We start from the raw sequence: 22771 nt of genomic DNA on the forward strand, positions 1-22771 counted from the left end.
TAAAATGTATTGATAGATATTGATTATTCAAAAGACCTCCACGATTTAAACACAGTTAAATCTGCTTTAAGAGAGTGTGTATATCTAAAGGTACTTAGGCATCAAAAAGATTTTGTGAATATGATTATTGAAACAGATGAGGCTTATTATTATGCCGAAAAAAATTATAGAAATAAAATTGTTGAATCAACATTGAATATAAAGATTTTTAAACAACAGAGAGACAGGATTATTCACCTACATTACGTATTTTATAAAGCACTATATTTCTTAGTTGATAGACTTTCGATTGATTACAAAAATTTTATGATCTCACTTCGAAAAGATAGTGTTAGATTTCACAAGTGGTTTGAAAAAGATGGTATAATTAATACATCAACTTATTAATTAATAGATTTACCTTAATTAAGATGATAAATTTATTCAATTTCCATAAATGATATCAAATAAGTTATATGATCAAAAATCTATAAATTCGCCTTTTCGTTGGGCTGGTGGTAAATTTTACGCAAGAAAAATTATTGAAAATTATATTCCAGACCACGATTATTATGTAGAACCTTTTGTTGGTGGTGGGTCAATATTTTTTCATAAAAATAAAGTTAAAAGTTGGTTAAATGACTATGAGGAAGATTTAATTAACTGTTATGAAGTTATTAAGAACCAACTTCCAGACTTATTAAAAAAATTAAAAAACCAGAAAGTCTCCAAAGAAAAACACCATTGGTTTAAAAACAAATATAAACCAAAAAATAAATTAGAGCAGGCATTTAGATATTATTATTTAAATAGAACTTCATATTCTGGCATTATGAAGAAAGAAAACTGTTTTTTTGGTTATGGTGAAAAATATTCTATGAGACCAGAAAACTGGCCAAGACAATTAGAAAAAAATTCAAAAAAATTACAGGATGTTAAGCTGACAAATTTAGATTTTGAAAAGATATTAAATAATATAAAACAAAAAAATAGTTTTGTTTTTTTAGATCCACCTTATTTTAAAGCTGATCAAAATAAATTTTATACAAAATCTTTTAGTCATGATGATCACATTAGACTTAGTAAAATTTTAAAAAAAAATTCAAGTAAATTTAAATTTTTACTCACATATGACAATTGTGATGAAATTAAGGAAATATATAGTTGGGCTAAATTTTCTGATCCTCAGGAGTGGAATTATGTTATTGCCAGAACAGATGATCAAAAAGGAAAGAAAAAACTAAAAGATGGTTTTTTTAAACCTAGAAGTAAAGGGAAGGAAATTTTTATATATAATTATCCTATTCAAAAAAAATTAGAACAATTAAGTCTTATATAGAAAAAAATTTTTCTATATATTTTAGATTTTTCCAAACTTTGCCTAACTCATCAAATCTAAAAACTGGATAATTTGGTATAAATTTACAATCATTAGGATTTGGACATTTTTTTCTATTACAAATATTATTCTTGCTAATAGGAGCAAGATCAAAACTATTGGCAAAATAATGATTATTTTTCAAATCATTATCAATTTTAGAGTGATTTTTTGTATTACAGAAGTTTTCTAAAAATGACCACTCCTCATCATTTGGCCTAAAAATAAATTTTTTGTCCTCGTTTGTAATGTAAAAAGCATTTCGCAAATTAGTGATAACTAAATCAAAGTGATTATACAAATAACTATCTTTATGTGATTTTAATTCCTCTATTGTTGCTTCACCTTTCTTGGATAATCTTTTTATTATTTCATCTCCCAAAGTACGTGACCTCATCACTTTTATAGAGCAGTGTGAATATTTTTTATTTTTTGTTCCTAAAGAAAAACTATTATTTTTAGCTAATTTACATTCTAAACTAAAACTTTTTTTAGTGTCTCTTTCATAAATTTGTAGATCATCACCTTTAACAGTTAATTGTGAATTAATAATTTCTTTTTTAACTGTAAGATTATCGTTTTTTTTTAATAAATTTATTAAATAATTTTTTATTACATATTCAAAACCTATTCCCCTTACCATAGGAGCTACTTTAGGTTCATCAATAATTTCTGGCAAAGATTGGAAGTCTAAACCATGCTCTTCACAGTAATCTATAATTTTTTGAATAGATTTTTTTGTTAAATCCATCCTTAATGATAGCTAAAAATTTTAATTGAATAAAGAAATTAAATCTTGAAGTTAAGAATCTTAAAAAAATTATTCATTAGTTTAATATGATCCAGATTCTTAGGAGAACTATCTAATAAATTTGGATTAAATAAAATTATTGAAGCAACTTGAGCTCTGGAAATCGCTACATTTAATCTATTTCTACTAAAGAAGAATTCTTTATTTCTAGGTAATGAATCACTATCTGAGGAAGTCATTGAAATAATTGTAATTGGCGCTTCTTGACCTTGAAACTTATCAATAGTCCCAACTCTTGGGTTCTCAATTTTAGATTCTTCTAATTTTGAAATAAGTAAATTAACTTGAGTGTTGTATGGACTGATAATTAAAAAATCATTTACAGTTAATTGTCTTTTGTTACCTTGATCATCAAACTCAAGACCAATCATTTCTTTCATAAGATCCCTAATAACTTCAAATTCTTCGATACTTGTTTGAACATTATTTGTATGACTCATTTCAATATAATGAATTCCAATATCTTGGATTTTTGTTTTTTTATTAAATTTAATTAACCTTTTATCTGTTCTTTCATCACAAATTAGTCTCTCCTCATAAAAATTTGATGAAATAAAATTATTTAATTTAGAGTTAAGCCTATATGTTTTGTTTAAAAAGATACCTCTATCTTCTGGAATAGTATCTTTTCCCTCTAACAAATAATCTAAAATTGATTGACCAGATTCATTTGGATGAATTCCTCTAATAGGTTGACCAAGTTGATTTTGATCACCAATTAAAATTATATTCTTTGCTACATTTCCAATACTTATTAAATCTGCCAAACTTACTTGTCCCGCCTCATCTATAAAAAGATAATCAATCTTTTCATCATAAAAGGTACTAGCTAAATGATATTTGGTTCCAGCATAGATTTGTCCTACATTTAATTCTTTTAACGCATCCATAAAAACAGGATCTTTTTCGTAGGTTTTAATATATTCACCATTAAATACTGTATCTTCATCCTCTAACGTCCCTCTTTTATATCCTTCAAACTCAAATTGTTTTTCAGTTGCCATATCTTCTATTCTTTGAAGTAGATTGTGAATTACTTTGTGAGAAAGTCCAGTGATCGCAATTTTTTTATTTTGTTTTAACAATTCAATAATCGCATTTGCCGCTTGATAAGTTTTTCCAGTTCCAGGAGGCCCTTGTATGTAAAGATAACTATTTTCTAAATTAGAGATAATTTTAGGTATTTCTTTATCAAACTGCTCTGAAGAAATTAATTTATCTCCAGTTTTTATTCCTTTAATTTTGGGATGTTTTTTCTCTAAGAAATTATTTAGTGCGTTATACTTATTTTCTTTATTAATCAAACTATCAATAAATTTATAGGTATTAGATATTAATTTATTATTCGCTCGAGGTTTATCGGGACCAATAGAAAGAATTTCAGGCAACATACCTGATGCTGTTCCTCTTTTTAAAAGAACTTCTTTTGTTTTGTAATCAATGTCTATTATTGTTCCCGCATTATCTTTTTGTTCAATATCTTGATTATTTGCGATGATGGCTCTTTTACTTTTTCTTAGTTTAAAATCTTGATCTTCAAATTTATACGCATAAATCAATGACCTTTTTTCTGGAGTAGGTTTTCCATTTAATTTCATATCTCCAATACATTCAGGATCATCAATTAATTCTTCATCAGATTTCGTTCTTCTTTCAAAAAATTCTCGCCAAGCTGGTTTGTCTTCTCTGTTATAAAATCCAATTATATCAGCCATTAATTGTTTAATTTGAGGATTTTTAATTTTTGATTTCTCAACTTTATCTTGATAGGCAAGCATATCCACTTCCCAATCTCTTAAATCCATTTCATTGTCTTTTTTTTGAGAAGTAAACCAAGAAGTCTCTTTAGGTTTAATATCTAAAAGCCACTTATGAAGTTCATAAGTAGATCTACAATCTTGTTTATTATAACTCTCTATTTCATCTAAATATTTTTGATCCTGCGTTTCAACCCATTCACTATAATACTCTTGAGAAACATCACCTTTTTGTACATCGCCCACTCTTTTAAAATTATAAAATTTTTCTATATTTTTTAATGAATAACTGTTTTCAGAAATAAATAGTCCTTGAGTATTTACGTTTAGCAAATTTACAAACTTATCTAAGTTCATATAGTGATCGTATTCAATACCTTTTACTTTGTGTAATGATGTCAATTTTAATAATGCGGTTATTTCATAAGATCCATAATGATAAATTTTAGATGATGGGTATTTTTCAAAATGTGATTTTGTAAACTCAAAAAAATTAATTACATTTTGTTTTTCTTCTTCTTTATTGTGAGACCAAAGTGCTTTGAATTTTTCTTTATCATCTTCTATATAGTAAATACCTAATAGATACTCTAATCCGCCTGGATAAATGTGGTCTTCAACACTCTCTATATCAAAGTATAAGTCACATGCTGATGGTTCTGGTAATGAGTTAAAGCCTTTTATACCATCTAAATTTCTTGGATTTGGTTGATGAATTGGAACATTAGTTTTTTCATATTCTTTTTGAAGTTTAGCTTGAGTAATTAATTTATATGAAATTTCTTCTCTAAAACCCTTGAGATTCTTTTTTGAATCTTGTTTTGATAATTTAGTAGTAGTATCGATTTTTAATTGTAATAATTTTTTTAAATGAACTTTTGTTAAACCACCAACTTGATTTAAATTATCTTCTTTAACCCAAATTTTTTCACACTCTTCCTTCCATGAACAAATTTGACAGAAACCACATTTTTCTGGTTTAGTTTTGTCAATTCCGTTAGATACAAATTTCTCATAATTTTCTCTATGAGTTTTAAAAAATTCATTTACTTGATTTACTTGTACATTTTCCTCGATCATATCTTTTAGTACAATTGTAAATCTTTTAGGTAATACACCTTGAGTTTGCTCCAACATGTATGTGTACATACCTAATTGAATAATATGATCAGGTTTAGGTTTATTAGAGTTCTTTGTATCTATTACTTCATAACTGTAATCACCAAACTTTGATTTAAGATCTTTATTAATAATCAAAAAATCAAATTCTCCACGCCACTTATTTCTTTGTAAATAACCGCCATGAATGACTTCCCAACCCTCTTTCATAGCCTGTATTGTTTTGGGAACTTTTTCCTCTTTTGAGAGTTTAGTATTTTTTAAATCTATTACTTTTTTATATTTTTTCCTAAGTTCTTTAAGATAGTTTTTCTCGTGTATATTTCCTTTTTCTAATCTTAATTGATCATTCTTAGATAATTCTATTTTCTTTAGATTTAACTTCTTTTCATTTACTTCATTAAAAATAGTGTATTTACAGCTTAAATAACTCTTAAGCATCGATGGAGAGTAGAGGTTTTTCATTAATATAATTTAACTTGTTTAATTATTAATTAACAAGTTTATTTTTCTTTTAATTTTTCAACAATATTTAAATAATCTTCATTAAAAACTTTTTCTGCGAATGTCGATAACTCTTTTCTAGATATAGAATTTATAATTTCATCAATATAATTTATTCTTGTGATAGGCTCACCATATGAATGATATTGAGAAATTAAATCCATCCAAAATATATTATCTTTTAAATTTACAAGATGTTCACTTAATAAAGTTTTTTTAGCATTTTCAAATTTGTTATTTTCATAATCATTATTAATAAATTTATTGATAACTTGTTTGATTTCTTCATTTACTTTTTCTTCATTTTTAATACTGGACGCATAACTAACGATAAAACTATATGTCTCAACTGGATATTTTGTAGTGTCATAAGATGAAGCTGAAATTGAATAAACTAAGTTTTTTTCTTCTCTCACTTGATCCATTAACATCGAGTCTAAGATATCTTCTATGTAATAAAGTTTAAATCTATTTTTTAAAGTGTTTTTAAAATAACCATTATAAAATCGAATATGATTTAAATTTAAAGGATTTTCTTCTTCATATAGAAAAAGTTTATAATTTTCTTGAAATCTTATTTTATGATCTACAAAACTTTCTTCACGATTAGTAATCTTTAAACTTCCAATATATTTTTCGATCAACGGCTCTATTTTGTCAACTTCGAAATCTCCTACAAATACAAAAATAAAATCCTTAGCATCTTCAAATCTATCTTTGTAAAAAGAAACTGCTTTCTCATGTGTAATTTTTTCAAAAAATTCTTTGTCAGGATATAATGATCTTGGATGTTTATTATAATACTCTTCATAGAAATTCTTATTAAACTCAAATTGTGGATCTTGAGAAGAATTAATATATTGATCAATTTGTCGATCTTTGAATTGTTCAACAACTTCTTTATCAAAATTAAGATTATAAAAATTTTGATAAATTAATATAAACATTTCTTCTAAAAATTGACTAGTACTATAACCATCAACTCCATCTTGAAGTTGGGTTATGATTGGATAAACATTTAGAGATTTTCTTGGATATTGTTTTCTTAAATCTAGTTTTTTTAAACTACCAATGTCTGCTAAACTAAGAATATTACTTAAATACTTCGCTGTTGGAAAAGTATCATTGTCTGCTATTGAATAACCACCGTTACTTCTTGATTGAAAATATATTACATTTTCTTCAAAGTCTGTTGGTTTTAAATAGACCGTTACTCCATTTTCTAATACGAATTTTTGAACTCCAGTATATGGAACTCTACTTTTCTTAATAATTTTTGATCCTTTTAGATCTTCATTAATTTGTAGTTTATTTAATTTAACACTTTCATATGGCTTAATATCAGCATTTTTAGCGGAGTTTTGTATGATCTTAATTTGATCAAGATTTGGTAAATTTTCTACATTGGGTGGTGATTTAATTTCAATAAATTTATATCCCTCATTAATGATACTTGAAAAATATTGATTTATTTCACTTAAACTGATTGTGGGTAAGAACTCTCTATTTAGTTTTAATTCATATTCTATTCCAGAAATCATTTCATCATAATTAAAATTTCTTTCAAATTCATCTACATAACTAACTGAAGTTCTAGACTTAGACTCTAACAAATTATCTTCAGCACTTATTAGAAAACGATTTTTTGCTTCATCTAATTCTGTTAAATTAAATCCAAATTTAATTGCTCGTTCTATTTCTGTATAAAATCTCTTAATACCCCTCTCAATATTTTCTTTTGTGAGACGAACTAAAAAATATTCAAAATTGTTACTTTGTCCAAAATCAAAGTCACTAATTACACTTTTGATAAACTCTGGGTCATTTGAATATGAAACTTCATCAAGTCTTTTTTGAAAAATATCATATGTTAAACTCTTTACAATATTAGAACGATAATTTTCTTTAGTGTTTATTTTTAAAAAATCTTTTCTTTTTAAAATTGAAAGTTCAATTCTATCTTCTTTTTCATCTTGATATCTTAAAAATTTTTCTTCTGTGTAATCTGGAACTGTAAAATCAATTTGTTTTGTAATTGTTTTATTTTGAATATTAGAAAAATATTTTTCTATAATTTGAAATACTTTTTTTTTATCAAAATCTCCAACAATAAATAAACCAGCGTTCTCAGGTTGATACCAATCATTATAAAAGTCTTTAACATCATCATACTCAAAGTTTCTAATTACCTCCAAATCTCCTCTAGGAAAACGTTTTGGATATCTTGAACCATCTAAAAGTCTTGTTAAAAATAAATCTCTATATTTTATACCTGATGTTAAGTCAGATAATATTTCTTCTTCAACAATTTTTCTTTCTTTTTCAAAAGACTCATCTGTTAAATCTAAATTTCTAATTATGTCTGATAAAAATAGTAGACCTTTATCTAAAGCTCCATCTATGTCGGTAGGTATTTCAATATTATACGATGTTGTATCAAAACCTGTAAACGCATTGAAGTGAGAACCTAAATTTAATCCAATACTATTAAAATATTCATCAATTGAATTTTTAGGAAAGTTTTTAGATCCATTAAAAGCTACATGTTCTAGTAAATGTGCCAAACCCTTTTGATGTTCTTCTTCCATCATTGATCCTGCTTTAATTACCAATCTTAGTTCAGCTTTGTTTTCAGGTTTTGTATTTTCTTTAATGTAATAAGTAAGACCATTTTCAAATGTTCCTTTTTGAATACTAGGATCTACAGGAAGTTCATTGGATAATGTTATTTGTGATTTAAAAAGTAAAATTAAAAAAACTAAGGATTTTATTGAAATTTTTGACCAACTTTTCATAAGTTTTGATTATTAAGTCATATCAAAATATTATGACGCTAAAGTGATTTTCTTTGAATTATTAACAAACCCCTTAAATTTCAGAATAAGTAAAAATAAGTACTATAAGCGTTCGATTATCAATTAGAATTCTCTAGATCTAAGATCAAATATTACCTTTGATGAGAAATTATCAAAAATTTTTAAAATCAAACAATCTCTAAGTATAAATAATTAACGATAAGTACGATCATTTAAATGATCATTTATATCGTAAAGCGAAGTGATTAAACGCTTCAATATATCGATTTAATAAAAATCGTCTTAAGAATTTAATCGGAATTTATTCTTATTACAATACACGAGGCCGTAAACTCATGATTACGGAAAAACGAGGGTGAGACGCTGACTGTCAAATCCCATAGAACTTAATATTGAACTTACCAAGATATTAAGTCTAGCGTTGGTAGTTTGAAGACTACAAAGTGGTAAGTATCTGGTTTTACCAGCAGATTGAAGCGCCGACCGTTTGTCTGTGAATGCCGATTTTCAATACTCCAAGGTAGGTGTCTATTTGGGCGTTGTACTCAAGGACAAGACTTTTCCAACTTCTAATATTTTTTAAGTATTAGTTGATGGCAAAGTTTTGTCTAAATGAACGTTACCTCAAGGATATGGTTACAAATGAGATCAAGACGAAGTCTTGGTTGACGAAGTCAACTACTTAAAGAACAACATGAATAAATACTAGTATGGAAAACAAAATAACAAGTCTCTGGAACAAGATAAAAACTACTAGAGATACTTTTAGTAAAATAGCGTTAATTAAAGAATTTGATGATCTAGTTACAAAATACAAAGATGAGCTCATTAAGAGGTATCAAAGAGAAAAGAAATGAATCTAGTTCAACAAAGTGTCAAACAAATACATAAAGAAAGTCTTAAAAATTATTATGATGTCACAAGAGCGGAAGATGAATTATTTGATATGTTACAATCTAATCGGCTCTATAGTGAAGTACAATTAGTTCTAGATTTGATCAAAGACATCACTGGCGATAACAATGATAGTTATAAAGTAAGAAAAATGGGTAAATTATTATCTAATCTATTTAACAAAATTAAAATCAAATACGACATTAAGGAGTAATCAATGTGGACAGCTCAATCAGAGAAAATATTAAAACAAAAAACTAAAAAAGAACGTGTCAATTTTCTAATCTCAAAAGAATATCGAGATCGATTTAAACTCTTATGTCAAAAGAATGGATTGATAATGTCAGTGTTTATTGAAAATGCGATTAGACGATTTGTAGATGGGAGATGAATTATTACCCCCTCCCCAATTAAATAATCAATTAGGGGGTAAAGTAGTTACTTTTTATTTTTTTTTAGGATTAATTTTTTTTTATCAATCCTCTTATTTTCATTTTTTTTTGTATATTTTTTAGGAGAAAAAAAATCATAGGTTCCTAAAAGACCCATTGGATCATTATCTTCAGTAGCGAGTATTGTTTTTATTATTTTTCCCATCTTACTCTCCTTCTGTTTTATTTTCTTTTTTTCCTTCAATCTCTTCAATGATAGCCAGATCAAAACGATTTAATTTTTTACCTTTCTTTTCATCAGCTTTGATTTGATCATATTGTTCTTTTACAATTGCCATCATTTCTTCCATTTCTTTAAGTGTTGTCATTAGTTTCTCCTTTCTTATTTTTGATAAAAGAAACATGAATTTCTTTTGTTGTTGATGGCTCTTCCTCTTTTTCAAAAAATTCAATTAAAGATTCTCCAAACATTCCAATATTTTCACCAGCTGCTTTTTTCTTTTTAAGTAGCTCGTAAACTTCTCTAACTGTTGCCATTAGAACCTCCTTTGATTTTCCAACCATTTTTTTTCAAAGCTTTAATGAGATTTTGAAGTAGTTGATTTCTTGAAGAGGTTTTATCTCCAATCTTTTCGAAAAAGATAGGTTTTAACCTCTTTTCTTCTTTAGATTTAAGATAGTCTTTAACAGGACTAATGGTAAACCCTTCTTTGTAAATTGAACTATCTTTGTTTGATTTAACGATTTTATATTTCATGTATCTCCTTTAGCGTTAATGTTTAATGTCCGAAGCAAGTAGAGTAATTTTCTAAATCACGGACAAGTCTATATTAATATAAATGTATTTTTATTTCAATGTTTAAAATTGTAAATATCTAAATCATTTTCAAAAGATTTTTTTAACTTTTCTATTAGTTTTCTTTCATGTTTTTTTTGACAAATTTCACAGTAAAGCTTTCCAACAGGATATAATTCATTTAACTCAATCTCAAATTTAGTTAATTGATTAGAACATTTTGAACAAAGATATTTCATTACGCAACTCTTTGTTCGATTGTTTCTCTTTTAAGAATATTAAACACCCATGATTGAACAAACTTTTTTCTAGTTGATTTTGTAACTATCTCAGAAATTTGTTTATATGATTTTCCTTTTTTTCTTAATAACTTCATCAATCGAATAATTGATTGTTCTTTTTCACAAGGAATTAGATAGCCATTATCATCAACATCATAACCAAACTTAGGTCTAAAACCTCCAGTGTACTTGTTTTCTTTGATCATTCTTTGTTTAGTCGCTTTAGATTTTTCACTTTGTTGTTTTGAATAAAACTCCGCAAATACAGATAACATTTTAATAAAAACAGAAGAGATAGAGTCAGATCCTGTAACCTCTCCTCCTACATCTACAAAATGTAATTTAATTTTCTTTCGTTTAAACTCTTCAACTAAAGTTAATAAATCTAAAGTATTTCGACTAAAACGATCTAAGTGAGAACAAATGATTTGATCATTATTCTTTAAAGATTTCCATAATTCATAACCTTGTGGTCTTCTTTTAAAAGGAACTGTTCCTGATATTTGTTCTGTGATCTCAATATCAACTTTAAGATTTTTGATATTACAATAAGATTTAACTTTAGATAATTGAGTGTCTATTGAACTTCCTTTTTCATAACTCTCAACATCACTATTTCTTCCATAAAAATATGTTGTCATATTTCCTCCTATTCGTTGTTAATTAACGCTAACAGGAAGTGGAAATACCTCAATATTTTCCATTAACATTTGAACAAAGTATTACAAATGTTAATATTCTTTAATGAAACAAGGAGAAGTTCAACCTTATAGAGTATGGTTTGATTATCTTAAGACATGCCTTTTAGATAAAAATTTAAATCAAAAGATAGATAAAAATTTATATAAATCTTGGGATCTCAAACAAATAAAAAATCTAACTTTTAATAATTGGTTTAAAACACATTCGCATCTATTTGAGTCTAAAGGTAATATTAAAGTAATTAATAAAATATCTAATTCTCAATCTATAACTCTTGAAATTCCATTAAACTTTAAAATCAAAGAAATTCAAAAAGAAATACCAAAAGTTCTTAAAGGAAAAGTTAACAAACCAACTTCAAGATTCATACTAACTCATGAACGAAAACACATTAAAACACCAGCATTAGACAGTTTTTTAATCACTTGGAAGATAAAACAAAAATTTAAAATGTATTCTAATGAAGAAATATGGGATCTGACTGATGAAGAAATTGAAAAAAGACAACAAAAAGTTTCTAAATTAGTAAAAGAAGGAAAATTAAGAAAAAGAAAACTACAAGGTGTTGGTTGGGGTAAAAGTAACTCTAAATTAAATACTAAATCAACAACTACAATAAACAATAAGTCTATTATTATTTCTCGTAACATTAATAAAGCATCAAAAATTTTGTTAAATGTTTGTAAGGGAAAATTTCCAGGCGAATATTCTGATAATTAATTACCTTTGATAAGTCACAATCAGGGGTAAATGAAGTAAACTTCTATTATGATATTATGTATTCATAGTTAAACTTAACAAAGAAAGGTAAAAAACTATGAAACACAAAATGAATAAAAGAAAATCACTAATAGAAATACTTGAATACAATATGAAAGATATTCTTCTGGCGAAAAACATTAATATTTTTGATTTTAGGGATTATCAATTTAAGGAAGATGTAGAATGGGTAGTTGACTACAAACAGGCAGAAAAAATGTTGAATAATATTAGGAATACGCAAAACCTTTTAGAAAACATGAATTCAAAATTAAAAGACAAATTTTATTTGTTATTAAAGAAAGAGGTATCCATTTGATTAACTCAAAAGTCCATTTAAGATTATCTAAATAATATGAAATGATGAAAGTATATTAATGGCCAAAATAGTTAAACAATCAGTTAAGAAGTTCCCACATAGTAGTTCTCTCAAAATATTTAAATTTGAGACAAGTAAATACTATTACTACTCTTTCTATGTGGGAACACACATCACTAAAAGTGGAAATAAAGAAGGAAGTCTAAGAACTTCAAATGTTAAAATCGCTATGAAAAAAGCGAAAGAAATTTTTAATGATTGGTTCATCAATCATCAAACAGAAACTAAAAGAGATAAGTTTGAAACATTCACTTCAAAGATCGCAGAACCTTATTTCAAATATAGAATAAGACGATACGCAGATCCTAATAAAAAAGAAAATCAAGGCGAAAGAGATAAACAAAAATACTATAATTATATGATCAAGTTCTTTGATCATCTCGATTATCGAAATAATGATTTAATGACAACTGCGGTTGAAGATTTAGTTGAAAATCTAAGACAAGATCAAAAGACAGAAAATACAATATCGAAATACTTAAATGTAGTCTCAAATATGTTTAATTATGCGATCAAGAACAATGTTGTTAAATCAAAACCAGATTTTCCAAGATTAAGAATAGTTAATCAATTAAGACCTTCTTATTTTAATAATGAACTCAATCAAATCTCTAAGAAACTTTATGATGAATACAAAAGAACCGAAGATCAATTCTATCTAGAGACTAAAGATTATATCAACTTAATTAGAAGCGCTGGTTTTAGACCGGGAATTGAACCTTTAAGAATAAAGAGATTTCAATATCGATTTATAAGTGACAAGAAACTTTCTAAAGAAAAGATATTAGTATTTTCAATTTTTAATACAAAAACTAAACCAAAACACCAGTTAGCGTGTCATCCTTATTTTACTAAAAATATCTTTCCTGAAATTGAAAATAGACATCCTAATTTAAGTTCAGAAGATTACTTGTTATTCCCTTTTCAAAAGAATAGAGAAAAACTTTATAATAAGATCGCAAAGACATTTACAAGAATATCTAAAGAACTAGGTCTTTATTACAGAAATGGCTCATCAAGACCCATCTATAGTATTAGACACACTTTTATTAAAAATAGATACGCAGAAAATCCTCAATCTTTAGAAGTGATCGCAAGACAATCTAATACTTCAACTAAGATGATACATAGAAATTACTTAGATGAAGATGATGTAATGATGATTGAAGAGTATCAAAAAATGTATTCAAAAAATAGTTTTAAATAATTAAATTAAAAGTTAAATTTATAATCTTTATGTCCAAGAAATACCTAAAATTAAAAAATTATATTTCTAAAAAAATGAGCATGTCTCATATCTATCAACCTATTATGTTAATCGAGATTTTGAAGGGTAATGGAAAAGCCAATGGTAGAGATATAGCAAAATCATTTCTAAGTTATGATGAACCTCAAATTGATTATTATAAAAAAATTACTACCCAAATGCCATTTAAGTATTTGTCTAAACATTTAAATGAAATCAAAAGAGATAAACAAAATTATTATTTCGAAGATTTTGATTTAGATGAAGATCAAACTAAAGACCTAATTAAACTTTGCTTCTCAAAGTTAAAAAAATACATTGAAAAAAGAGGTATAGAAAAAATATTTAAACATCGAAAACTAGCAAGTGGAGTAATTTCAGGAAGTATTAGATACAAGGTATTATTAAGAGCAAAGAGTAAATGTGAAAGTTGTGGAATTTCTAATAAAGAAAAAGCTCTCGAAGTTGACCACATCATTCCAAGAAGCAAAGGTGGAAAAGATGTGTTAAGTAATTTTCAAGCACTTTGTTACACCTGTAATGCCCAAAAAAGTAATAAAGATGATACAGATTTTAGAAAAATTCAAGAAAGTTACAATTATAGAAAAAAGGATTGTATATTTTGTGACATAACAAAACGAAAAATAATAAAATCAAATGAATTAGCAGTAGCAATTAAAGATAATTTTCCAGTTACTAAACACCATTGTTTAATAATTCCCAAAAGACATTGTTCAAATTATTTTGATCTTTATCAGCCAGAAATTAATGCGATCTCACAACTTATTCATCAAATAAAAGACGATCTAATAAAAAAAGATAAATCAATTGAAGGTTTCAATATTGGTAATAATTCTGGAGCAGTTGCGGGACAAACTATCTTTCATTGCCATATTCACCTAATTCCAAGAAGAAAAAATGATACAGACAACCCTAGAGGTGGAGTAAGAGGTGTGATAAAAGGTAAACAAAGTTATTAGTATGTTTTTTATTTGGCAGTTTCTTTCTGGAGCAATCTTGTTTGTAATACTATGTTTTGGATTGTTTTATATAGCAAAACTATTTTTTGGATTTTAAAAAAAATTATTTAATGGATGCTAAATCACTAAGAACACTCAACAAATATCAAAATGCTTTAAAAAAAAGATTTGCGGTAACAAAACAATCTATTGAAATAAGTTTAGATACTTTAGATATAGTTAACAACTTATACGAAGAAGAATACAAAGATTTAGAAAAAAGAAAAATATTTCGTTTTTTTTTTCCTCTAGATATGTTGGTTGATGTTGCTGAAAATATTGAGGCAAAAAGTAAAGTATTAAAATCTAATTATCTTGAAGCCTTAGAAAAAAATGATTTTATTACATCAGCTATTTTAATTAGATCTGATCTGGAGTTAACTTACTTCTATTTTTATCTAGTATCTAAATCATTAGATTATCTTGAAAAAAAAAATTGGAAAGATTTTATCAAATTACTTTTCAGATTAGATATGGGTAAGATTAAAAATTCTAGTTTAGATAATAGTCTAATTGATATGCTTAAAACAACCTATCCTGAGGAATTTGAAAATATAGATAAAAAAATTCATGTAAACGATGTTCTAAAATATTTAGAAAGTAAAGAACCAAACAAGTTTAAAGAAAAAGTTTTAAAGATTTTACAAGAGGGATCTTTAATTTTTCAGCAAGACGAAATCATGTCAAAACATAAATCTAAAGTTATGAATAAAGGGCATGTTCTCGAGGATATTGATTGGAAAGACTCAATCAAACATTATGGATCTATTAGTGAGATTGTTCATCCAACAGCATTTTTTTTAATTGATAAACTTTCTAGTTTTGATCTTTCAATTAATGATAATCCTAAATTTACTGAGTTAAATAAATTTCATTTTGACGGTGACTTAGCAGAAAAGATAGATGCGATAGCATCAAGCATGGGTCCACTCAATAACCTCACAACTCTAAAAGAAATTACTATAAATATTTATTTATTTTACTTGGAAAACTTTAATCAAAATAAAAAAGTGATTCATAATGCTTTGGGATTAAAATTGATTAAAGAAACAAATGATTTGATAGAAGTTGAGAATATAAAGACAAAAGATGTTTTAAGATTAGGTAAAATTAGGAAATAATTTTCTTATGGCAAATTTTATTGAAGAAATAATAGACAAAGCGATAATTAATAAATGGTGTATTATGCCTGATTGTACGACATGTGGCGCAAGTAAATTTAAAGCAAATTTAGTTATAGCTTCATCCAAAAAAACTGACTTGAATTTTAAAGAGAAAACTAAAATAGATTTTGAAGATAAAGAATATATAGCACCTGCTTTCCATCATCTAAAAAAAGATGAATTACAAAAAATTGTAGAAATTATTATTAATGAATTAACTAATTTAAATAAAACAGCTTTGAAAAGACACTTTTCAGTATCTGAAGGGCCATACGAAATAATAATTGATCAAATAAAAATGTCTGGAAAAGAAAATTTTGAAAAACTTAAATATTATTCTGTAGGAACACCATTTAGTCAATTTATTAATTTAGCAAATAATCCATAACTAAAAGTAATAAAGATTACTCATTCTCTTCTTTAAATGTATCTAAAACAATGTTTATGAAATCATTTTTAGCTTTTTCAATATTTTTGATTGAATAAATTTCTGTCTCTGTAGTACAAACTATTTCTGTTGATCTTCCATATAAACGCAGTTCCATAGTTAATCTAACATTATTGATATAAACAAGAACTATACTTTTAACTCGTTCTTTCATGGATATATCTTCCTGTAACATCCAATAATATCGATTATTTTTCGGATTAATTTTTTTAAATCGTGAGATTATTTTATCTAAATCAGTTTTAAACTCTTTGTTCTTTGCTATCTTATCATTCCAAATTTTGATAAATTTTTGATGAATTGAAGAATCTCTTTTATCAATTCTCTCTCTTCTTTGTTTCTTTTGAAGTCGATTTTCTACTATTTCATCTTCTAAATTTTTTAATTTTTTGTCTAAATTTTTCATTAATAAAGGAAATTTTAAGTTTAAATTTTAGTACAGATTTTAAAATTTTTAAGAACAACTTCCAAGGTATTTCCAATTTATACACATTTCTCAACGAAGTTTTCAACGAAGGTAATCTAAAAGATAAGTAATTACTTAATAATTTGAAAAAAGTAGAAGAATGTAATCCCACTGCTCTAAAACTAGAATTTAAAAGGCCATCACATGATGGCCTTTTTTTTATGCAGATTTAAATTATGTCAAAAAGATACAGTGGAAAGTCATTTAAGGATTCGAGTGTAAAAAAGAAACCCAAATTAAGTTTTAAAGAAAAAAGGAAACTTAAAAAAGATAAACAAAAAAAGCCTAATTAATCACAAGTTATTTAAATTAATCAAGCCAGTCATGAGTTTTTTTAAGTTTTAATATCAAATTAAATATGTATAAGAGCCACAATTTATGAGCAACAATATAAGAAACATCACAATTATAGCCCATGTCGACCATGGTAAAACTACTTTGATTGATAATTTAATGAAACAAAGTGGATCATTTAGAGAAAATGAAGTTGTTGATGAAAGATTAATGGACTCTGGGGAACTAGAAAAAGAAAGAGGAATTACAATTCTTGCAAAACCTGCATCTATTAACTGGAATAATTCAAGAATAAATATTATTGATACGCCTGGCCACAGAGATTTTGCAGCAGAAGTTGAAAGAGTTTTGAGCATGGCTGATGGAGCTCTTTTATTAATTGACTCTGCAGAAGGAGTGATGCCTCAAACAAAATTTGTTTTATCGAAAGCATTAAAACAAGGTTTAAAACCAATTGTAGTTATTAATAAATTGGATAAAGCAGATCAAAGAGCTAATGAGGTCTTAGATGAAACTTTTGATTTATTTGTAAGTTTAGATGCAAATGAAGAACAATTAGATTTTCCTGTTTTATATGCAAGTGGAAGATCTGGATGGGCTGATCATGAAGTAGATGGGCCAAGAGAAAATTTAAATCCTTTATTAGACTTAATTGTGGAGCACGTTAAACCGGCCAAATTAGATAAAACCAAACCTTTTGCAATGTTATCAACATTGCTTTATTCAGACAGTTTTTTAGGTAGAAGTCTAGTAGGTAGAATCACACAAGGGACAGCAAAAGCAAACCAACCAATCAAAGCTATTAATTTAAATGGTGAAAAAGTTGATGAAGGAAAATTAACAAAGATTTTTAGATATGAAGGAACTAAAAAAGTTCCAATTGATGTTGGAGAAGCAGGAGATATTGTCGTTGTAGCAGGATTAGAAAAAGCAAATGTAGCTGATACAATTTGTAATTTGGAAGTTAATGATCCTATACCAGCAACTCCGATTGATCCTCCAACAATGTCGATTACAATAACTGTTAATACTTCTCCATTAGCAGGTACAGAAGGTAAAAAACTTACAAGTACTCAAATTAGAGAAAGATTAGTTCAAGAAGCACAGAACAATGTAGGAATTACTTTTTCAGAAAATGATGGAAAAGATTCATTCGTTGTAAGTGGACGAGGTGAATTGATGCTGGAAATACTTCTTACTCAAATGAGAAGAGAAGGTTTTGAAATGACGGTAAGTCCACCAAAAGTTTTATATAAAACTGATAATCAAGGAAACAAACTTGAACCAATTGAAGAAATTACTATGGATTTAGATGAAGAACACTCTTCAAAAGTAATCGACTCAATGAATAGAAGAAAAGGTAAATTAATTGAACTAAAAGATACCGGTACAAATAAGAAAAGATTGATATTTCATGCACCTACGAGAGGTTTGATGGGATACACAAGTAGATTTCTAACTCTTACTAAAGGGGAAGGTGTAATTAATAGAATTTTCCATGACTACGGTCCTTTTGAAGGTGAAATGGAAGGTAGAAGAAATGGTGCATTAATTGCAATGGAACAAGGAAAAGCAGTAGCTTTTGCAATCTTCAATCTTCAAGCAAGAGGAGAAATGTTTGTTACCCATAATGATCCTGTTTATCCAGGTATGATTGTTGGATTATCACCAAAACCAGGTGATATGATTATAAATGTCATGAAAGGAAAAAAATTAACAAATATGAGAACACAAGGAACAGATGAAAACGTCGTTCTTACTCCTGTTAGAAAAATGTCAATAGCTGAACAACTAAGTATGCTTAACAGTGATGAAGCATTAGAAATTACACCTGATTCTTGTAGATTGAGAAAAGCAATTCTTGATCCTCATGAAAGAAAAAGAAGTGAGAAAACTAGCGCAGCAGCTTAGTTAAATATTTTTCCAACTAAAAATAATCCTAAAGCTACACAAGGTCCAATTCCAAAAGCAAATATAAGCGTTCCTATTCCAACGGTCCCACCTAAATACCAACCAACAATTACAACTGTAATTTCCAAAAAGGCTCTTACCAATGCTATAGGTAAATTTGTTATTTTTGTTAATCCTGTCATTAAACCATCTCGTGGACCTGGACCAAGATTAGCTACTAAATAAATACCACTACCAAGTCCTACTAAAATTACTGAAAGAACTGCTAATAAGTATTTTGTAAAAAGAGATGAAGGTGGCTGAAAATAATTTAGAGTGAAATCAATCATGGCAGCAATCACGATAATATTAAATATTGTTCCAAGACCTGGTTTTTGTTTTAAAAAAATCCATAAAAAAAGTACTCCTACACTTACAAAAAAAGTTGCTGCACCAATGGATAAACTAGAATTGAGTGAAATTCCTTCAGCTAATACTGACCAGGGTGAGTTTCCAGTTGTTGATAAAATTAACAAACCCTCTCCCAAACCAAAAATTGTTAAACCAAAAATTAAAAAAAATGATGTTGAAAATTTTGGCTTGAAGTTCAAACTTTCGTTTGAGCTCCAATTTACTTTTGGAATATTTTTTATAGATAGGAACATTAATTATTGATACTTTTAGATTAATTTTTATTTATATTATTATCATGAAAAAATTTTACACTATTATTATATTTTTTTTATTTACTTTTAACTCAAACGCACATGTTGGTCATTATAATAACTTCAAAAAAATTGAACTTGAAATCTTAAGAAATAATGAAGTTATAGGATACAATAATTATTCTTTTTCCAGGAAAGACAATGAAACAACTGTAAATAATAAATATAAATTTACAGTAAAACTACTTGGAGCAACTATTTTTGAAGTAGAAGGTTTTGGAGAAGAAAAATATTTAGGAGATAATTTAATTTCCTTTAAATCTAAAACACGTCAGAATAAAAAAGAAAAATTCGTAAATTTAATATTAAATAATCAAACTAATAAATTTGATATTCAAGGATCTTCTTTTTCTGGTGAAGCTTCTTTGAAAAATACAATTGGAAATTGGTGGAGCCATAAATTGTTACAGGCAGAGAGCCAAATTAGCCCTATTTCAGGAAGTATAAAAGAACAACTGGTTACGTTTATCGCTAAAGAAAAAATCACAATCAATGGGAAGGAATTTGATACTGATCATTTTAAACTCACTTCTAAAGATATGACTCTCCCAGAAGACAAAAGATTAAATTTTGATATATGGCTTGATAAAAAAACTTCGGTAATAGTTAAAGTTACCTATGAGAGAATGGGAAGTTGGGAGTATAGGATTAAAAATATTGAGTAATTTTATCTGCTTATTTTCTTAAAAAGATCATTAGCACTTATCCATCCTGCTTCTAATCTAGGTCCAACAAACCAATCGGCACAAACTCCTAAATTAATTTTTGAGTTCCAATAACTTTTAATTTTTAAAGGTTTTGAATTTGATGAATACATCCATCCATGATTTAAAGAAAAAAGGATTTTACTTTTTTTAATACCAGTAAGATCAAAAAATTTATTAATTAATATTTTTGAATTCAAATCTTTATTTTCTTTATTTTTCAAAATTTTTTTATTTGCCCACATTGCCGTACTTTGGAGTGTCCAAAATTCATAAATACTTTTAAATCTTAACTTACTATTTTCTCTAGCAGCCCAACCTAAAATTTGATTATCAAACAAAAAACTACTTATATTTTTTTTTGTTTTTTTCATTTTTATCATGACTGTAATATTTGCATCCATTTTTAATTTTTTTTTAATAAATGAATGATTAATAAATTTTTTTGCTAATTTAAGTAATTGAGGATGTGGGCACGTTAAAATAAGATTATCATAAAATTTATTGTCACCATCAGCAAAGGTAAGTTTCCATTTGTTTTTATTATAATCAATTTTTTTTAATTCTTTATGAAAATTACAATTAATTTTTTTTAATAAATACTTACTAATATCGTTATTACCTTGTCTACCAATTATTTTTTGATGATTTTTATTTTCTTTTATTTTTTTATTTTGAAAAATATGCTGACCCTTCCAATTTTTTAATATTTTTTTTGCTATGAGTTTTGTTGTAAATTTTTTAAACTCAGTACTCTTAGGGGAAATATATTGAACACCATGATCAAAGCCCACTTTTTTATCTAACCTTTTAAATGATGATCTCCCACCAGGACCTCTTGCTTTATCATAGAGATCTACAGAATGTTTTTTATTTAATAAATTTGAAATTGTAGCACCAGATATTCCTGATCCAATTACACAGTAAGTGCTCATTTACCTGCAACTGTCATTCCCTCTATCATCATAGTTGGTGAGTTGATAGAATATTCAAAATCTAAATCACTAGCTAAAGTTATATTTTTGAACATATCTTTAAAATTTCCTGCAATTGTTATTTCATTTACTGGAAATATAAATTCGCCATTTTCAATTAAGAAACCTGTTGCACCTACTGAATAATCTCCTGTAACCAAATTACTTCCATGGCCAATTGTTTCTGTTACATAAATGTGTTTTGAATTACTTTTTAATAAATCTTCGAAACTAATGTTCCCATTATCAAAATATAAATTTGTTGTACCACCAGATCTTCCATTTGATTTTAAGTTAAGTTTTTTCCCATTGTACGTATCGACTAGGTAATTTTTTAAGATGCCGTTTTGTACAAGATTTAAAGTATCTGATTTTACTCCCTCTGAATCAAAAATTTGAGATCCAACACCTTTATTTATATCTGGTTTATCAATAACGTTTATTGTTTCTGTAAATATTTGCTCATTAATTTTATCTTTAAGAAAAGATGTTCCTCTAGAAATCGCAGATGATGATATGGCTCCAGCAAAAGCTCCTAGCATTCCTTTAGCTATCCTTTTGTCAAATATGATGCTTATTTTTTCACTTCCAATTTTATTTGGGCTTAATTTTTTTATGGTTTGTTCAGAAGCTTTTTGACCAAGTTCTTTTGCACCCTTAATGTCTGATAAATGACGTTTGCTTGTAAATTCATAGTCTCTTTCCATGCTATTTTCATCTTTAGCAACAGTAACACAAGATGCACTAAATGAAGATGATTTGTATCCTTCACAAAATCCATCACTATTTGCTAAAATAAAGTTAGATTTATTTTCAGTAAAACTAGATTCTGTATTTATGATTTTTTCTTCTGAAGATGCAACGCTCTCAAGCTCTTTCAAATATTCAATTTTTTTTTCATTATCAAAGTGTGTTTCATCATATAAATTTAAATTTTTAATTTCCTTAGCTAAAAGATCTTTATCTGGTAAAGAATTAAATTCATCTTCAGGAGTATTTTTGGTTGTTTCAAAACATTTTTTTATTAATGTTTTAATATTATCATCTAATAAGTTTGACGAAGAAATTGATGACCTTTTTTTTCCCAAATAAGTCTCAATGCTTATTGCTAATCCATCAGATCTATTAGACTCGTCTAAAGTATTATTTCTAAAATTTACAGTTTCAGAAATTGAATGACCTACTGTTACGCTTGATCCAGTTGCACCTAACTTTTTAGCTAAATCTAAGCAATATGATGCTTTTGATCTTAAATATTCTTGATCCTTAACCATA

25 protein-coding genes are annotated in these 22771 nt (G+C 26.8%); 12 read left to right on the top strand and 13 right to left on the bottom strand.

The window, feature by feature from the left end:
• The first annotated feature begins 9 nt into the window (after nucleotides 1–9).
• Both ACTTBM_RS03540 and ACTTBM_RS03545 read left to right on the top strand, forming a co-directional pair.
• Nucleotides 10–387: a hypothetical protein gene (locus ACTTBM_RS03540; RefSeq protein WP_440634740.1), complete on the top strand. Its 378-nt coding sequence runs from the start codon at nucleotides 10–12 to the stop codon at nucleotides 385–387.
• Between the two features lie 49 nt (nucleotides 388–436).
• The gene (locus ACTTBM_RS03545; protein ID WP_440634741.1) at nucleotides 437–1318 is read left to right on the top strand and encodes a DNA adenine methylase; all 882 of its coding nucleotides are present in this window, start codon (nucleotides 437–439) and stop codon (nucleotides 1316–1318) included.
• Here ACTTBM_RS03545 and ACTTBM_RS03550 read toward each other — a convergent pair.
• The 3 genes from ACTTBM_RS03550 to ACTTBM_RS03560 are packed head-to-tail and all read right to left on the bottom strand — an operon-like array spanning nucleotide 1311 to nucleotide 8343.
• On the bottom strand, nucleotides 1311–2108 hold the full coding sequence (locus tag ACTTBM_RS03550) for a hypothetical protein (RefSeq protein ID WP_440634742.1): 798 nt from the start codon (nucleotides 2106–2108) through the stop codon (nucleotides 1311–1313). The two genes, ACTTBM_RS03545 and ACTTBM_RS03550, sit on opposite strands and share 8 nt — an antisense overlap.
• Nucleotides 2109–2146: 38 nt before the next feature.
• Entirely contained in the window at nucleotides 2147–5509 is a 3363-nt protein-coding gene (locus ACTTBM_RS03555) for a TM0106 family RecB-like putative nuclease (protein ID WP_440634743.1), read from the bottom strand.
• Between the two features lie 38 nt (nucleotides 5510–5547).
• Nucleotides 5548–8343 carry a M16 family metallopeptidase gene (locus tag ACTTBM_RS03560; RefSeq protein ID WP_440634744.1) on the bottom strand — a complete coding sequence of 932 codons (2796 nt, stop codon included), beginning with the start codon at nucleotides 8341–8343 and terminating at the stop codon, nucleotides 5548–5550.
• Nucleotides 8344–9074: 731 nt separating this feature from the next.
• On the opposite strand from ACTTBM_RS03560, the gene ACTTBM_RS03565 reads away from it, so the two are divergent.
• Complete coding sequence (locus ACTTBM_RS03565; protein ID WP_440634745.1) at nucleotides 9075–9221, top strand: hypothetical protein; 147 nt, start codon at nucleotides 9075–9077, stop codon at nucleotides 9219–9221.
• Nucleotides 9218–9472 (top strand): hypothetical protein, encoded by a 255-nt coding sequence (locus ACTTBM_RS03570; protein ID WP_440634746.1) that lies wholly within the window; start codon nucleotides 9218–9220, stop codon nucleotides 9470–9472. The genes ACTTBM_RS03565 and ACTTBM_RS03570 overlap by 4 nt, the downstream gene beginning before the upstream one ends.
• 224 nt (nucleotides 9473–9696) lie before the next feature.
• On the opposite strand, the gene ACTTBM_RS03575 is transcribed toward ACTTBM_RS03570, so the two are convergent.
• The 6 genes from ACTTBM_RS03575 to ACTTBM_RS03600 form a co-directional block, all read right to left on the bottom strand.
• Nucleotides 9697–9855 carry a hypothetical protein gene (locus ACTTBM_RS03575; protein WP_440634747.1) on the bottom strand — a complete coding sequence of 53 codons (159 nt, stop codon included), beginning with the start codon at nucleotides 9853–9855 and terminating at the stop codon, nucleotides 9697–9699.
• A 1-nt stretch (nucleotide 9856) separates the two neighbouring features.
• Nucleotides 9857–10018 (bottom strand): hypothetical protein, encoded by a 162-nt coding sequence (locus ACTTBM_RS03580; protein ID WP_440634748.1) that lies wholly within the window; start codon nucleotides 10016–10018, stop codon nucleotides 9857–9859.
• Nucleotides 10005–10187, bottom strand: coding sequence for a hypothetical protein (locus tag ACTTBM_RS03585; RefSeq protein ID WP_440634749.1), 183 nt, complete (start codon nucleotides 10185–10187; stop codon nucleotides 10005–10007). The genes ACTTBM_RS03580 and ACTTBM_RS03585 overlap by 14 nt, the downstream gene beginning before the upstream one ends.
• Nucleotides 10174–10407 carry a hypothetical protein gene (locus tag ACTTBM_RS03590; RefSeq protein WP_440634750.1) on the bottom strand — a complete coding sequence of 78 codons (234 nt, stop codon included), beginning with the start codon at nucleotides 10405–10407 and terminating at the stop codon, nucleotides 10174–10176. Before ACTTBM_RS03590 ends, ACTTBM_RS03585 begins: the two co-directional genes overlap by 14 nt.
• 95 nt (nucleotides 10408–10502) lie before the next feature.
• Complete coding sequence (locus tag ACTTBM_RS03595; RefSeq protein ID WP_440634751.1) at nucleotides 10503–10685, bottom strand: hypothetical protein; 183 nt, start codon at nucleotides 10683–10685, stop codon at nucleotides 10503–10505.
• A complete protein-coding gene (locus ACTTBM_RS03600) occupies nucleotides 10685–11368 on the bottom strand; it encodes a recombinase family protein (protein WP_440634752.1) in 684 nt (227 codons plus the stop codon). Before ACTTBM_RS03600 ends, ACTTBM_RS03595 begins: the two co-directional genes overlap by 1 nt.
• A gap of 103 nt (nucleotides 11369–11471) precedes the next feature.
• On the opposite strand from ACTTBM_RS03600, the gene ACTTBM_RS03605 reads away from it, so the two are divergent.
• The 6 genes from ACTTBM_RS03605 (at nucleotide 11472) to ACTTBM_RS03630 (ending at nucleotide 16383) form a co-directional block, all read left to right on the top strand.
• Nucleotides 11472–12149 (top strand): hypothetical protein, encoded by a 678-nt coding sequence (locus ACTTBM_RS03605; protein WP_440634753.1) that lies wholly within the window; start codon nucleotides 11472–11474, stop codon nucleotides 12147–12149.
• A 109-nt stretch (nucleotides 12150–12258) separates the two neighbouring features.
• Nucleotides 12259–12507 carry a hypothetical protein gene (locus ACTTBM_RS03610; RefSeq protein WP_440634754.1) on the top strand — a complete coding sequence of 83 codons (249 nt, stop codon included), beginning with the start codon at nucleotides 12259–12261 and terminating at the stop codon, nucleotides 12505–12507.
• Between the two features lie 58 nt (nucleotides 12508–12565).
• Nucleotides 12566–13774, top strand: a complete 1209-nt coding sequence (locus tag ACTTBM_RS03615; RefSeq protein ID WP_440634755.1) for a phage integrase SAM-like domain-containing protein — start codon at nucleotides 12566–12568, stop codon at nucleotides 13772–13774.
• 29 nt (nucleotides 13775–13803) lie between these two features.
• Nucleotides 13804–14793, top strand: a complete 990-nt coding sequence (locus ACTTBM_RS03620) for an HIT domain-containing protein (RefSeq protein WP_440634756.1) — start codon at nucleotides 13804–13806, stop codon at nucleotides 14791–14793.
• A gap of 110 nt (nucleotides 14794–14903) precedes the next feature.
• The gene (locus ACTTBM_RS03625; protein ID WP_440634757.1) at nucleotides 14904–15953 is read left to right on the top strand and encodes a hypothetical protein; all 1050 of its coding nucleotides are present in this window, start codon (nucleotides 14904–14906) and stop codon (nucleotides 15951–15953) included.
• A gap of 7 nt (nucleotides 15954–15960) precedes the next feature.
• Nucleotides 15961–16383, top strand: a complete 423-nt coding sequence (locus ACTTBM_RS03630) for a hypothetical protein (RefSeq protein WP_440634758.1) — start codon at nucleotides 15961–15963, stop codon at nucleotides 16381–16383.
• 16 nt (nucleotides 16384–16399) lie between these two features.
• Here ACTTBM_RS03630 and ACTTBM_RS03635 read toward each other — a convergent pair whose 3' ends face one another.
• Complete coding sequence (locus ACTTBM_RS03635; protein WP_440634759.1) at nucleotides 16400–16849, bottom strand: hypothetical protein; 450 nt, start codon at nucleotides 16847–16849, stop codon at nucleotides 16400–16402.
• 438 nt (nucleotides 16850–17287) lie between these two features.
• Here ACTTBM_RS03635 and typA point away from each other — a divergent pair, with 438 nt between their 5' ends.
• Complete coding sequence (gene typA, locus ACTTBM_RS03640; protein WP_440634760.1) at nucleotides 17288–19114, top strand: translational GTPase TypA; 1827 nt, start codon at nucleotides 17288–17290, stop codon at nucleotides 19112–19114.
• On the opposite strand, the gene yczE is transcribed toward typA, so the two are convergent.
• The gene (yczE, locus tag ACTTBM_RS03645; RefSeq protein WP_440618987.1) at nucleotides 19111–19758 is read right to left on the bottom strand and encodes a membrane protein YczE; all 648 of its coding nucleotides are present in this window, start codon (nucleotides 19756–19758) and stop codon (nucleotides 19111–19113) included. The two genes, typA and yczE, sit on opposite strands and share 4 nt — an antisense overlap.
• A 44-nt stretch (nucleotides 19759–19802) precedes the next feature.
• Between yczE and ACTTBM_RS03650 the strand changes: the two genes are divergently transcribed.
• Nucleotides 19803–20483 (top strand): DUF6134 family protein, encoded by a 681-nt coding sequence (locus ACTTBM_RS03650; protein WP_440634761.1) that lies wholly within the window; start codon nucleotides 19803–19805, stop codon nucleotides 20481–20483.
• A gap of 2 nt (nucleotides 20484–20485) precedes the next feature.
• On the opposite strand, the gene ACTTBM_RS03655 is transcribed toward ACTTBM_RS03650, so the two are convergent.
• Both ACTTBM_RS03655 and ACTTBM_RS03660 read right to left on the bottom strand, forming a co-directional pair.
• Nucleotides 20486–21457 carry an NAD(P)-binding protein gene (locus ACTTBM_RS03655; protein WP_440634762.1) on the bottom strand — a complete coding sequence of 324 codons (972 nt, stop codon included), beginning with the start codon at nucleotides 21455–21457 and terminating at the stop codon, nucleotides 20486–20488.
• Complete coding sequence (locus tag ACTTBM_RS03660) at nucleotides 21454–22770, bottom strand: TldD/PmbA family protein (protein WP_440634763.1); 1317 nt, start codon at nucleotides 22768–22770, stop codon at nucleotides 21454–21456. The genes ACTTBM_RS03655 and ACTTBM_RS03660 overlap by 4 nt, the downstream gene beginning before the upstream one ends.
• Between the last annotated feature and the right edge of the window lies 1 nt (nucleotide 22771).

It is taken from the genome of Candidatus Pelagibacter sp. HIMB1746 (genome assembly GCF_052047555.1).
Lineage (GTDB): Bacteria > Pseudomonadota > Alphaproteobacteria > Pelagibacterales > Pelagibacteraceae > Pelagibacter.